We start from the raw sequence: 13,379 nt of genomic DNA, 5'->3' as shown, positions 1-13,379 counted from the left end.
CAATTTCACGAGAGCATGAATGTCATTTATTTAATGATTGTTTGGCATGTGATATGGGTTCTTTGAGGAGTGGCGAAAATCACGTCGCGCGATCGCCGCATTCCACCAGATGCGAAGCAGCCTCGCCGCGTGTCGGCGGAACCGTCGGCCACACGATTTACGTTGCCCCCGGTCAGCCGCTCTGCTGCCGAACCACGCGGCTTCGCTGCGCTTGCGCTTCCTTGAGAAGGCGGTAGGACGCGTAGTACTTATAGATGTTTCGCACATACGTGGTCGTCTCGATGCCGATCTTCTCGGCCACCACGATCTCCACGTTGTTGAACCAGACATCGGGGTTGAGTCCGCGGGCAGCGGCCTCCTTGCGCATCTTCGCGATGTTCCCCGGCCCGGCGTTATAGCTGGCAAAAGCGAATAACGGCCGGTCCACCTCGGAAAAATGGGCGTCCTGGAAGTAGCGGGTCATCAATTGATCAAGATACTTCGCGCCAGCCTGAATGTTCCACTGCGTAACCTTGATGTCCCCGACGTTGAGTTCTTTCCCTGTGGCCGGCATTAGCTGCATGATGCCGACCGCGCCCACCCGACTCTTCGCATCCTGATTGAGCTGCGATTCCTGAAACCCTTGGGCAGCGAGCATCAATGGATCGAAATCGTACTGCTGGCCATACTTTTCAAAATATGCCACCGTCTGTCTGAAACGTTTGAGTTCGGCACTTTCCGTGTTGTTGTGAATTTGCTTCGCACCCTGCGCGTATTGTTTGAGGCGGATCTCCGTCACGCTTTGCTTCCTGATGACCTTCTCATAGAAGCCGCCGATCACCGCCTTCAGCTGGGGGCTATTCTTGCGAATGGCCCAGCCGATGACGCCCCCCTCCCGCACCGCCATGTTCTCGTGCACCTTGACGTTCGGCAGCATCTGCGCCCACATGTGTGCCTTCCAGTCATCCACGACCAGGATCTGAAGCAGGCCGACGTTCAGCATCTCCATCGCATCTTCGTCTTCGAGCGCATCCGGTAGCAGCACGATCCGCATCGGTGGCTTGCCGGCCTGCCGGAAGCGGTTGTTCAGTGCAATCAGGCTTTCGTAATAGCTGCTATGGCGGCGAACGTCGACAGTCTTGCCCTTCAGGTCATCGAGCGTGGAAAGCGCCGGTGACTTCGGACCGGTCAGAACGAGTTCACGCGTCGGCTTAAGCGCGTGTGCGGTAACAAAGTCGGCCTGCTTCAGGCGGTCCTCAGTTACCGTCAGATTGCCGGCTGCGATATCGCCGATGCCTTCCTTGAGCCCGGGCAACAGCCGGTCGCGTGTTGTCGGAATCATGATGACCGTAACCGGGCGTTTGCCGAGGCGATCGGCGTACGTCTTGTTGACGAATTGCTCAAAGTCGCGCACGGTGTCCGCGGTCATCCCACGCTCGTGTCCGCGATCATTGAAGTACAGCGTGCGGCTAAAGGGGGCGAGAACTCGAATCATGCGACGCTCGAGCATCGCGTCGAAATCGCCGCGCCAAGGCTTGTTGGTCAGATCGATGCTGCGTGCCGCACTCTCAGGAATCGGCGCGGACGCTGTCGGTGGTGCAGACGCAGATGGTGGCGCGGATGCCGGTTGCAGCGCGGCGCAATGTGCGCTCAGTAAGTAAATCCAAGCTCCAAACAAGCATGATAGCGGCCATGCACGAGGGAAACGCATCATAAACACCGAATTTTTTCGTATTGAGCCTTGCGCCCGGTCCGTTTGGACCGGCATTACACGGACGAAATCATCTGAGCTTTCGGGGTTTTTTGCGTACAGGCCCTAGACTCTTACAGCATAGTTGCGCCTGAAAACGGTTCAAGCCTTCAGCGTGACAGCACGCCTCTGTCGGACGTCTCACCGATCGATAAAGTCGCAGAAATCGCCAGAGGCGTTCCTGGGGTGATGTCCGTGACCAACAAACTGCCGCGCGTGGCGTCGCTCCAGGAAACGAGCACGGCGGTATCGGTTTGCCATTCGATGCGCCTGATCGTTGCAACGCCGTATACCGCACGCGCGGCCACTGCGCGACTGCGTCGCTTGCGGCGTCCCGAAGCCTGGCGAACCGTCGAAGTGGCCTCATGCCAACGCGAGCTTAGGCGTCCGATAATCTGCGACCACGGGTCGAGTCCACACATCTCCGGTTCTCATGCGATTTTCGGGAGCAGTCGCGTGCATCGCGAATCACGTCTAGCTTGCGAGTCTCATGGCTGCAGCACAGGCGCCCCCATGATTGCTTCAACCTGCTGTCGCAACGGTCCGCACGTTCGCACGAAATGCGCGTGAAATTACGGCTTTGCTGCGCCGTTCGGCCGCGCAAGCGCGACGACGCTCACGATCCCCTCGCGCGCCATTTTCGCGTACGGACAGAAGCGCTCCGTGTTACGCACGAGTTCCTCGGCAATACAAGGTTCAACGCCCGGCAAATGAATGCGGACCCGCGCAACCAGATTGAACAGACCATCGACGGGATCGCGGCCGAAATCAACAGTAACTTCCACTTTCGCGTCGGCAATCGCTATCTCCGCCTTTGCGGCGAGCAGGTTCAGAGCGCCGTGAAAACATGCGGCAAAAGCGGCAGCGAACAACTGCTCGGGATTCGTCCCGCCACCCGGCCCGCCGAGCGGCTCGGGTAAGCGCAGTTCGAGGTCGAGTTCGCCGTCGTCCGAGCGGACGATACCCGATGCTCGACCGTGACGCGCCTCGCCGCCCGAGACGGTTACGGTCGTCGAATACAGCGTCTGAAAGTCCTGCCCGAAGTACTTGTCGAGCAGGGCGAGCGGTGGTGGAAACAAAGGACTCGTCATGTGTGTGTCTGACAGCTGACAGCCGTTGGCCTACGCTGCGGCTCGTAACCGGCTGAACTGTGCGCGCAAGCTCGCAGTCTCCGAACACGGGATGGTCTGTGCCGCCGGCGTGTTGTCTTCAGGTTGTGCGTTCTGGTTCGGCGCAGACCACTCGTCGACAAGCCCGCTGGCGCTGAGGCCACCGCCGATTGAAACGATCATCATGGTTTTTCTCTGTGAATAGTGCCGGACCGACCTTGATACGCCGTCAGCGTATAGGTGGATCGTAGGCGCGCGACGGTCCGTCGGGAAGGCTTGCGCCGCGATGCACCGTGTTGCCTCCAAAGCACCAATCAGCGTGTCGGCACCGCCATCACATTGGTCAGGCATTGCAGATCGAGCGCGCTCGTTTGCTCCGCCATGTAGTCGATGAACACGCGGATTCTGGCTGGCAGATGCTTGCGGCTGAGATAACACAGGTAATGACCGCGATCGTCCGGCGCATATTGGGGCAGACAGAAAATCAGTGTTTCTGAACGGCCCTTTCCGCTTCCCGCGAACCTTGTTGTCTCCCGATAGCCGCTATCTGCGAACACTAAAGTCTGCGGGAAAAATAGCTCAGAGGGCCATCGTTTCGTTAAGGTTACATCTGGGCAGAAACGCTAAAGTTTACGTGAGGACCCCATCAGCCTCTGACTGCGTGGTTTTCGGAAACATAAAGTGTGCGGGAAGCCGGCCCTAGAGGGGTTATGGAGCCACGAACTAAAAGGGCCGGTATAGTTCTGTGCTGCATCACAGCAACCCGCTATTAGCGCGGGGAACCAAATCTCGTACCTTTTGGGTGCAAAAAGCGGGAAATCCTGCGCCGCAACTGCTATCCGCCCCCCCCGTGAGCTCAAATACCAACTCGTGATCGGTCTTCGCGGGAGGTTTGTGGTTTGCGCAGTCTAGTAACAGCAGGTCGCGGCCCCGTCTGGCCATGAGGGCGATATCGCGAATCACCCGCATTTTTAGTGTTTGAGAATTATCATGCCAAGGTTACCAAAGTTGCGATGGAGCCGATCACACCTGCCGCAACGGCTGACAACGCGACCAAGGATTCCTTGCCTTGCTTGCGGGGAAAAAGGCAATGTGCGATGGCGACGATCATATTGCAGCCCCTTCATCAGTTCGTATTGGGATAACCGATCGCGGGGATCGGATTGCTTCGACATGCCGACCGGCACCGCACCGCTACTGCTCCTCGACCCGAGGCGTCCAGACGTCTGCAGAGCGCGGCAGGTGCAACAGACTTAGAACGACACCGTATTGCTCGGCATGGATCTTCATCTCCCGGAGCGGCTGTCGGCGCTGGCATGCCGAAACCAGATAGAGGCGGGGAATTCCGTGCCTGCTCGATCATGCTTGATGTCGGGATTGGAAGCGAGTGCTCCATGGGGCACATGGAATAACGCTCTTGCGCGTCCTGAAGAAAGCGCCTGCCTTCGCCGCCGGCTCGCTGGACCACGCCCAATTGATGAAGCCATCATTGGACATCACAAGCACGGCCTTCTCATCCGTGTACTGCAACCATTTCAGAATTGCGCCGTCAGCGACACGCCATAGCGATTGGCGCAGTGCCCGAGCAGGTCCAGATCGACTGTGGACGTGACCTGCTTACGGTAATCGTCGAGCGGCATCAGCAGGTAGGACGCAAACAGGTCAGCTGGCGCCTCGATGTCCTTGTCATCCTTGGACCACTTCAATATGTCGGCATCGCTGCACTGGAACGACTCCGTGAGTTGTCGGTGCAGGATGCAATGCCCAAGCTCATGGGCTTGCGTGAAGCTTACCCCACATGCCGCCGAAATGCGCCCTCACTGCCTGCTGACTCTCCGCAGGAAAGTTCACCCCAAACGAGACGCCGGCTTTTTCTGATTCGTTAAAGCGTGATTGCTTTCGCACCGAAACGAGAACCAGCGGTGGATCCATCGAGAAGGTTTGCGGATATCTATGTCTATCAGACCGCTGGTGCCGCTTCTCACTTTGGGCTATACGTGCTCACATCTTATGGAGCACGAAGAGGAAGGGAGGAAAGAGAAGGAGAAGAAAGGGAAAACGAGAGAGGAGAAAAGACGGGAAGAGGAGGAGAAGGAAGGGAGACGCTCTCCTCCCTCCTGTCCATTTATTCTCCTCCTCTCCTCTTCTTCGTCACTTGCTATCTGCATTACAACTTTACAACGTCGATCAATTGTTGAATGCCACCCTTGTAACGATACAAAGAAATAACACTGTTCCTCAAATCACCACGCGAATCAAACTGAATTTTCCCAAGAACCCCGCTATAGTCTGTCGCGGGCATTGCCGCCAATATTCTTGCCGGGTCTATTGAATTTGCACGCTTCATTGCTTCGACAATAATATACACAGCGTCGTAGGAGAACGGTGCGTTCAACTGTACCGCCTGGCCGAACCGGCCATCAAATCGCTTTTCAAAGGCCGCGCCACCCGCCATTTTTTGTAGTGGCTCGCCAGCGATCGAACACACGACATTGTCAGCGGCATCGCCAGCGAGCTGTGATAGCGTTGTCGCACACAATCCGTCGCCACCCAATATTTTAGAGGAGATGGCGAGTTGTTCCTCCTGTTTAGCAAAAGGGCCGCCGGTAGCATCCATGCCGCCGTACATGATTACGTCAGGTTTTTCGCCTTTGATCTTGGTCAAAATCGCGCGAAAATCGACCGCTTTATCGTTTGTTGCGTCGTGCGATAACACGCTCATTCCATTCGCCTTCGCACGCTTCTCGAACTCGTTGGCTAACCCTTGCCCATAAGCTGTAGCATCATCGACGATCGCAACCGATCTCGCATGCAATATTTTCGATGCGTAATCCGCCAGAGCGGGCCCTTGCTGTGCGTCGGTCGCAACTACACGGTAAGCGGTCTTGAAACCTTGCTGAGTGTAGACCGGATTAGTCGCCGCTGGGGAAATTTGAACTATTCCAGCATCGCTGTATATTTTTGATGCTGGAATTGAAGTACCAGAAGTCATGTGCCCAACCACAGCGACTACTTTGTCGTCCACGAGTCTTTGCGCGATCTGAGTCGCCTGTCGCGGATCGCCTGCGTCGTCTTGAGGATCAAACTTCAGGAGGACTTTCTGACCACCGATGACCAGTCCTTTTGAGTTGATTTCTTCAATTGCGAGGCGAGCACCGTTTTCCGTATCTTTTCCGAGATGCGCGCTGCCCCCTGTAACGGGTCCTACATGTCCTATCTTTGCGATCTCATCGGCATTTACATGGCTAACACCAAATACCAGAAACATCGATAGCGAACTGACACAGATATTGCGATATATGCGGATCAACATAATAAAATTCCCCAGACATAAGAAGTACGTGCGATTGATAAGTTCACGATCTACCAGTTTTCGAGGCCACAGTTTCCGCAATATCAGCGGTGATGCGGAGGAAGGCGTCGACGTCTTCTGGCGAATTGCAGTGCAAGGGGGAAATACGGACGGCGCCTCTCAACCCAAATGACTCGAGCATCCGTTTGGAATAGAGACTTGTCGAAACCCTTTCGTAGACAATGACGCCACGCCGTTCGTATTCCCTAACGGCGTCCACCTCTGCGATATCCTCGAATGCCAGCGCGAGAATCAGGTCGCGGCGAGTAAGGTCGCTGTGGTCCATAAGTACCTGCACGCGCGGCAGCATACGAAGCCCGCGTAGCTCCTCAGTTCCGTTAAGTAGCCTCGTAAGAAGAGCTCGCTCATGGAGCCCGATGGCTTTCATGCCTGCGACAAAGCGCTTTCGGCGGTCGGACGACGGTTCGAACTGCTCGCCCAGCCAGCATACATAGTCCACAATCTCACTTACGACCGCAAATTGCGCCGGGGCTGCGCTACCTAAATCCCAGAAATCCGTTGGTTTCGCTGCAAGTTTGTGATGAGGCAGCTTAGCCGCTCGAGGCGAAAGCCATGAAATGCCGGAGCCCCTACACCCGAAAAATTTGTAGGGAGCGAAGTTGATAGCGTCAACGGGCGTCTTTTTTAAATCAATCACTCCATGTGGAGCGTGCTGCACCGCGTCGACAACGATGTACAGATCTGGCTTGATAGCTCGCGCGGCTCGGACGATTCGCTCAAGGTCAAGCTTTGCACCGGTGATGTTCGAAGCGTAGATGACGCTGAGCAGGCAGGTCTCGGAATCTATCAAGCTAGTGATTTCCTCCACGTCGACTCCGCCCGTAGCCTGGTTGCTTCTTGCGACGCGAAGCTCTTTACCCAGTTTCTCGGAATACATGGTCATCGCGTCGAACGAACACGGATGCTCCAGCACCGTCGTGACCAAGTTAGTCCCGGGGACGGCTCCTGCTATCGCCTCGACCAATTGGAACATCGCTCCCGAAGCCGTCAAAGAGGCATAAACCGTCCCATCTGATGCATTAAGGATTAGCCGAGCATCTTCCACGCCGCACTTCTGGATAACCTGCAATTTGCGGGAAATCTCGTGTATTCGCTCCGGGTTATCGGGCGTGGAATCAACCTCTGCGAACCGTTCAACGGCCTTCTTTAAGCGGAATGACCCACCTGCGTTGTCAAAGTAGAGCCGCTTGCGCCCCGTGAAGTCGGAATCAACATAATGAAACTTTTCTTTAATCACGCGCATCAGCGCATCGCTGAACAGCTGCCCATCAGCATTCTCCATTGCGTCCTCCCCTGTACTTTTTGTTCGCGAACCACTCTCACGAATGAGCGGACTCACGATAAACTTCCACAAATCGGACGGAAAGCGATTTTTTTCGATGAATTTAAATCTCTTTAATTCATCTTCTAAAGTTGATGCATCGATGCAGGTCGAGTTGACACTACGGAGCATGGCGCGCGCAGGCGAGCGCGACTAAAAATTAGCGAGTACGCTCACGGACCTATCACAACCAGAATGAATGCAGCTGGCGTTCCGGCCAGCGTATGGTGCAACGTGAGCTCTTTTGCCTGCAAGTGTTGGAAGTGAGCAATATCCACGGCAGGTCATCCAAATATCGAGCAGCAGCTTCGGCCAAAGAGCCGTGGCGTCGGCCGTGCGATGGGGGGCTGCAATACCTGATAAAAAGCGATTGAAACACATATAAAAATATCGCTTTTTAACAATTTTTTCGCGTGGAAGAATGGTTAAGGGTAGCTAGGCTTCTATCAGAAAACACCCTAAGAAGCTCTGCACTGACCCGATTCATACTCTTTTGGAGATATCCAGATGAACTGTCCTCATTACATGAATGGGCATGGATACAAAACAGCGAAGATAAGGAGCGGAAAATGCACGTGAAACTCGATCATTGCGTTCTGCACGTTTCAGACTGGGAACGTTCAAATGTCTTCTATCGGGATGTCTTGTTCGCTGAGGTTGTCCCGCATAAGGGCCATTGGGCCTATCGGTTCGAACGTGGGCAACTCAACCTACATGGGCCTGGTGCGACTCCGAGACCTGTGGCACACATACCTGTTGCGCCGGGCGGCAGCGATTTGTGCTTCGAATGGGACGGTCCAATCTCGACCGCGATCAGCCATCTTGGACGCCATGATGTGGAGATCGAATTAGGACCTCTCCCGAGATTTGGATCACGCGGGAACGGAACGAGCATCTATTTTCGAGATCCCGACGGTTCGCTATTGGAGTTCATTTCCTATGCCGAAAACGCATAAGAAGCCTGGTCAGTGCCACATCTGTTGTCGATTTTCGTCAGGCTTTCAATGCACGCGAATGGGACCTGCATTGAAAAGAATCCGTTGCAATTGACCGGCCCTATGGTTTAACGATCGGATTGGATTGCCCCAGCTAGGTACTGGGTGTCTTGGCACCCACTGCCGCCCAGCGGCGCTCTCTCCGGGTCGCGTCTGGCCTCGATGGGCACCAACCTCGTGCACTATCCAGGGGCATTCAAGGAGGCCGACATTGTCTCCGTCTACCACTCCAATGACGCCCCCTTCCGAAAACCACGCCTTGTTCAGATAATCGATTGCGTCCTGCGCCGTCGCAACGAGGGGTTTCGTCGAAAAGATCGTTGTGCGTTCTGGATCCATCACGTTGAAGAACGCAATGCTCCCTTCCTTGACGAAGTATTTATGACGTTGCGTGGAGATCATTTCTGCCATGACGCGCCGCTGATCAACACGAGGCTGAACTCGATATCCTGCTGCAGATACACCGCGGCAAGGCAGCAGCGAAGCGGTTCTCAAGCGCGTGCTTGCCTCATGTGCTGCAGCACCGCGCAAGATCTTGACCGACCCGCTGCGCAGCTATCCGGCGGCGAAAGCCGAGATTCGCGCGCTGGCTCAAATCAGACACGTTTTCGTCAAAGCCAGCGCGCGGATCAATAACCAGGTTGAAAACAGTCATCAGCCGACACCCGAACGCGAGCGGCGGCATGCCTGGGTTCGCGAATGTGAGCTGAGACACGGATCATGCGCCTCGACCGCTCTGCCTTTCCGAAGTCGAGCCAGGAGGCCTACTTTAGAGCTGCACACGCCTGGACAATGCGGCGGCAGCCTTCTCGAATCGCATCTTCGGAGGTCGCAAAAGACAACCTCAGGTATGGTGCGACTCCGTATGCGGTACCGTCGAGCGTCGCGACTCCGGCTTCCTCGGAGAAGTAGCGAACGACGTCAAGGTCAGTCTGAAGTATTGAACCCGCCCGTGTTTTCTTTCCCAATAGACCCGCGACCGAGGGAAACAGATAGAACGCTCCCCGCGGAGGCTCAACAGCCATCCCTCTCGCTCCGCCTAGCAGTTCCGCCATCAGCCGTCCGCGTGCTTCAAAGATTTTCCCGGCCTGGCGGGGTGCATCTTGGCTCTCGGAGAACGCCGCAACCGCAGCAGCCTGACTGACAGAGCTAGGACACGTAGTGGTCTGAGTAATCAGCTTGGTAATCGCTTTGATAAGGGGGACGGGAGCAGCGCCAAAACCGATGCGAAATCCTGTCATGCAATATCCCTTCGACGCTCCGTTGACCACCAGACAGCGCTCCTTGATGCCAGGGATCGCTTGCACCGGCGATACGTGTCGGGCGTCACCGTACACGAAATGCTCGTAGATTTCGTCGGACATCAACCATACGTGCGGGTGCCGCTCGAGTACTTCGCCGATTGCCACGAATTCTTCGGCTGTGTACACCGCACCTGTAGGGTTATTGGGGGAATTCAGGATGAGCCACTTTGTGCGCGGTGTGATTGCCGCCTCCAGCGCCTGAGGGGAAAGCTTGAATCCGTCGCTTGCCTCTCCTGTGACGATGACCGGAATCCCCTCATTCACCATTACGATGTCGGGGTACGAAACCCAAAAAGGCGCGGGGATGATGACTTCATCTCCATGGTTCAGCGTAACGGCCAAAGCGTGGAAGATAATGTGCTTTCCACCGGTGCCCACCACGACATTCTCGGCCGAGTAGTCCAATCCGTTATCGCGGGCAAGCTTCTCGGCAATCGCCTTACGCAGCTGCGGGGTGCCGCTCGAACCTGTGTATTTCGTATCGCCATCGCGCAATGCCGTTACAGCTGCTTCGATGACGTGGGACGGTGTGGCAAGGTCAGGCTCGCCGATGGTGAAGTCGACGATGTCTCGACCTTCCGCCCGCAACTTGTCAACAAGTGCTTTGGCTGCAATGCTAGGCGACGGCTTGATTCGATTGATGCGGTCGGAAAAAAAGTTCATTTTGAAGCCTGTTTGGTTGCGATGAGAGTCAGCCACCGGGATTTACGGCTGCGTACAGTGCCTAGCCATTCCTGTTCGAGTTGCGCCGCCGCTAGTGCCGCTGCGCGCTCTCCTGATTCACAGATGCGGTTGCAGCAAGCCTGAAGCGCCGAACGCAATTGCACTGCGGGTGCGTGCATTGGCTCGCCTGATTGCCGACAACATCGCTCCGTCTGCAATTCTTCGGCCATACCGGCCACCTAATAGAGCAACGATAGATGTAAAATTAACTGAGCAAAAGCGATTTTTTTTAAAGTAATTTAATCTCTTTTATTCATGTTGTGAAAAGATGATGCTTACATTCAAGCAAGTAGAGGCGCTCTTCTGGATAGTCGAGCTCGGTTTCTTCGAAGCAGCGCGAGCAAGCTGCATGCAAGCCGGTCAGCTACTTCGAAACGCATCCAGGAGTTCGAAAGCACCTTCAATCTTGAGGTGTTCGACCGAAGCCGGCGTAGCGCTCGCTCCGAGAAGGGCGAGGAGCTATATGTGTCCGCAAACGAATTGCTGGAACGGCGAGACGAGATTGTCGAACGAGTCAGCGCAAAGGAAGTGTTGGTACGCCGGCTGCGACGGGCGTTACCGAACTGACCGCGCTGACGTGGCTTCCCAAGCTGATAGCGGCAATCAAGCGAGAGTATCCAAAAGCCATCGTTGAAGCTGAAGTGAAGCTGAGTTCGGTTCTTCCTGAGAGACTCGCAGAAGACAGCATCGATTTCATAGTCGTGCCCGGAGCAGCTCTGAGCGAGGCGTATGTATCGAGACATCTGGCGTCGGTTCCAAACTCCTGAATGTGCGCGCCAAAGCTAGTACCCCCGGGTATTCCCATTCCGCTCGCAGAAATCTCTCAGTTTCCGTTGCTCACTCAAGGTAACGCCTCCGGAACTGGGATGGTGTGCGGACGCTTTCTGCAAGACCAAGGCGATCACATTCGGAAAGTGTTTTCCAGCAACAAACTGATTGCGCAGATGGGCTGACCGTCTCTGGCCTCGGTATAAGCTACCTCCCTTCCGCGTGCATGCAACAACTCGTTGCAAAGGAAATACTGGGAGTAATACAGACGAATCCGCCCTTGCCGCCCGTGGATTACAACGCCGGCTATCGTTCCGACCACCCTTACTCGCCGACTCGGGAAGTCGCACGCCTCGCAGCAGAATGCTGCGACTTCGGCACCCTGCTCTTTTCTGTCGAACAACCGCGTCGGCGAATGCGATATCTTGAGCGGACATTTCCATGCGAGCGCTGAACGAGTGAACGCCACAGACGGACCGGTACTTATCCTGCAGGACACGACCACATTCTCGTACCAACGGGAGCGTCCCGAACTCATCGGCTACACGGGCAAGGCGAACCTGCGAACGGGAAAGAATGGCGTGGGTCCGCGGCAGCCGCTCACACAGTGCGGCATCCTCAAAGATTCGAGTCTTGCGGTCGCTGCGGATGGACGCCACTTGGGTTGACTGCGGTGAAATTTCTGGACGAGAAAGCAGTTCAACGGGGCTTCTGAGCTTAAGCGCCATATCGATCGCATGCGCGCGCCGATTGAGGAAAAGGAAAGCGGGCGCTGGCTGGAGAATATGCGCCAGTCGACTCAACTTCTCGACGACACTGTGCGCTGCACCGCACGGCGCCCGCTACACGAGCGTTACGCGGGTTCCTCATGTCGAGCAGTGGCAAGGGCCTGCGACAGAAGTTTGTCCACAAGCCCTTACCGGAAGATTCAGCGGGAATGCTACGCGACCACGTTTCGAGGCCGTCCGCTTACGAATGCTTCGATGTTGTCGACGAGTTGGTCCGTCAACGACCGCACGGCTTCATCGCTCGCCCATGCAACGTGAGGTGTAAGGATAAAGTTCGGAGTATCACGGAGCTCCATGAAAGGATGGTCCTCTGGGGGAGGCTCTTGAACTGTTACGTCGAAACCCGCCCCGGAGATCTTCCCCTCTCGCAGCGCCTGCACGAGTGCATGCTCATCGACCAGCCCCCCACGCGCAGTGTTAATGATTAGCGGCTTTCTTTGCATGAGGTCGAATTCTGGTGCTGCAATCATATTGCGAGTCGCCGGGATAAGCGGACAATGCAACGTGATGATATCGCTGTCTCGCAAGACGTCTTCGAATTGAGTGTAGAGCGGCCCCATGTCGCTTCGGCCTTTGTAGGCAGCGAAAAGTACGTTAAGCCCCAACGCGCGCGCCAAGGCTCCGACCGCGCGCCCCAGCAGTCCATCCCCAATGATGCCGATGGTGGAACCCTTCAAATCCTGGATGGGATAGTCAAAGAAGCAGAACTGACGAGAATCCTGCCACCGCCCCCTCCTGACTGCGTTGGAGTACGCGACGAGGCTTCTCCGTAATGCGAATATCAAGGCAAACGTATGCTCAGGTACAGTATTCGTTGCGTAGTTCCTAATGTTAGTTACCACAACATTTCGTGTGGAACAGGCTGCCAGGTCAACTACATCCGTGCCCGTTGCCGCCACTGCTACCATTCGCAACCTCTTGGCCCCAGCGATGGCCTCGGCACCGAGCTTTGTCTTATTTGTGATTACGATATCTGCTTGAGCAATTCGGCTCGCAAGCTCTTGGGGAGATGTTCGTTCGAACACGTCGATTGAATGTTCGAACTGAAATGGCCTCAGCACCGTTTGAGGCGAAATAGTCTCTCTATCGAGAAAAACAACGTGAAGTTTCTCTTGACTCATGGATGCCTACGAAGAGTGTTTCTTTTACAAGAAGTTAGTGTTTCCGAAACGGTTAAAGCGATTCTCAGTGGGCGGCAATGGCTAGCGGCCATCGTTGACAAAGCGAACTCGTCGATTTCGTGCACCTCATCGTCAGCTCAACCTTGAA

The 13,379-nt window shown here is 55.5% G+C and carries 12 protein-coding genes and 2 pseudogenes; 3 read left to right on the top strand and 11 right to left on the bottom strand.

Annotation, left to right across the window (positions count from 1 at the left end; all coding sequences use genetic code 11):
- Window positions 1-172: 172 nt before the first annotated feature.
- From B0G80_RS26795 to B0G80_RS26760, 8 genes and pseudogenes are all read right to left on the bottom strand, one after another.
- A complete protein-coding gene (locus B0G80_RS26795; RefSeq protein WP_116121003.1) occupies window positions 173-1,693 on the bottom strand; it encodes a transglycosylase SLT domain-containing protein in 1,521 nt (506 codons plus the stop codon).
- 608 nt (window positions 1,694-2,301) lie between these two features.
- Complete coding sequence (locus tag B0G80_RS26785; protein WP_116121001.1) at window positions 2,302-2,820, bottom strand: Ohr family peroxiredoxin; 519 nt, start codon at window positions 2,818-2,820, stop codon at window positions 2,302-2,304.
- Between the two features lie 332 nt (window positions 2,821-3,152).
- Window positions 3,153-3,338: pseudogene (locus tag B0G80_RS26780) on the bottom strand (LysR family transcriptional regulator); the annotation flags it as partial.
- Window positions 3,339-3,826: 488 nt separating this feature from the next.
- Window positions 3,827-3,949: a hypothetical protein gene (locus B0G80_RS47265; protein WP_258879050.1), complete on the bottom strand. Its 123-nt coding sequence runs from the start codon at window positions 3,947-3,949 to the stop codon at window positions 3,827-3,829.
- Window positions 3,950-4,373: 424 nt separating this feature from the next.
- Window positions 4,374-4,592 (bottom strand): ImmA/IrrE family metallo-endopeptidase, encoded by a 219-nt coding sequence (locus B0G80_RS47260; RefSeq protein ID WP_258879227.1) that lies wholly within the window; start codon window positions 4,590-4,592, stop codon window positions 4,374-4,376.
- 16 nt (window positions 4,593-4,608) lie between these two features.
- On the bottom strand, window positions 4,609-4,770 hold the full coding sequence (locus tag B0G80_RS48245; protein ID WP_116120999.1) for a flavin reductase family protein: 162 nt from the start codon (window positions 4,768-4,770) through the stop codon (window positions 4,609-4,611).
- A gap of 235 nt (window positions 4,771-5,005) precedes the next feature.
- On the bottom strand, window positions 5,006-6,151 hold the full coding sequence (locus tag B0G80_RS26765; RefSeq protein ID WP_116120997.1) for a branched-chain amino acid ABC transporter substrate-binding protein: 1,146 nt from the start codon (window positions 6,149-6,151) through the stop codon (window positions 5,006-5,008).
- 43 nt (window positions 6,152-6,194) lie between these two features.
- On the bottom strand, window positions 6,195-7,493 hold the full coding sequence (locus tag B0G80_RS26760) for an aminotransferase class V-fold PLP-dependent enzyme (protein WP_116123724.1): 1,299 nt from the start codon (window positions 7,491-7,493) through the stop codon (window positions 6,195-6,197).
- 608 nt (window positions 7,494-8,101) lie between these two features.
- Between B0G80_RS26760 and B0G80_RS48240 the strand changes: the two genes are divergently transcribed.
- Window positions 8,102-8,488: a VOC family protein gene (locus B0G80_RS48240; protein ID WP_116120995.1), complete on the top strand. Its 387-nt coding sequence runs from the start codon at window positions 8,102-8,104 to the stop codon at window positions 8,486-8,488.
- 45 nt (window positions 8,489-8,533) lie between these two features.
- On the opposite strand, the gene B0G80_RS48235 is transcribed toward B0G80_RS48240, so the two are convergent.
- Entirely contained in the window at window positions 8,534-8,938 is a 405-nt protein-coding gene (locus tag B0G80_RS48235) for a hypothetical protein (RefSeq protein ID WP_181920079.1), read from the bottom strand.
- Here B0G80_RS48235 and B0G80_RS46470 point away from each other — a divergent pair.
- Window positions 8,894-9,227: pseudogene (locus B0G80_RS46470) on the top strand (DDE-type integrase/transposase/recombinase); the annotation flags it as partial. The gene B0G80_RS48235 and the pseudogene B0G80_RS46470 sit on opposite strands and share 45 nt — an antisense overlap.
- A gap of 64 nt (window positions 9,228-9,291) precedes the next feature.
- Here B0G80_RS46470 and B0G80_RS26745 read toward each other — a convergent pair.
- A complete protein-coding gene (locus B0G80_RS26745; protein ID WP_116120994.1) occupies window positions 9,292-10,494 on the bottom strand; it encodes a pyridoxal phosphate-dependent aminotransferase in 1,203 nt (400 codons plus the stop codon).
- Between the two features lie 521 nt (window positions 10,495-11,015).
- Between B0G80_RS26745 and B0G80_RS47870 the strand changes: the two genes are divergently transcribed.
- Entirely contained in the window at window positions 11,016-11,321 is a 306-nt protein-coding gene (locus B0G80_RS47870) for a LysR substrate-binding domain-containing protein (RefSeq protein WP_309568816.1), read from the top strand.
- Between the two features lie 941 nt (window positions 11,322-12,262).
- On the opposite strand, the gene B0G80_RS26735 is transcribed toward B0G80_RS47870, so the two are convergent.
- Window positions 12,263-13,231 carry a D-2-hydroxyacid dehydrogenase gene (locus tag B0G80_RS26735; RefSeq protein WP_116120992.1) on the bottom strand — a complete coding sequence of 323 codons (969 nt, stop codon included), beginning with the start codon at window positions 13,229-13,231 and terminating at the stop codon, window positions 12,263-12,265.
- Window positions 13,232-13,379 lie beyond the last annotated feature (148 nt).

The sequence above is a fragment of the Paraburkholderia sp. BL6669N2 genome, assembly GCF_003387275.1.
Taxonomy (GTDB): Bacteria; Pseudomonadota; Gammaproteobacteria; order Burkholderiales; family Burkholderiaceae; genus Paraburkholderia.
The sequence above is the reverse complement of the archived record's forward strand: the minus strand, read 5'-3'. Positions and strand labels throughout refer to the sequence as shown.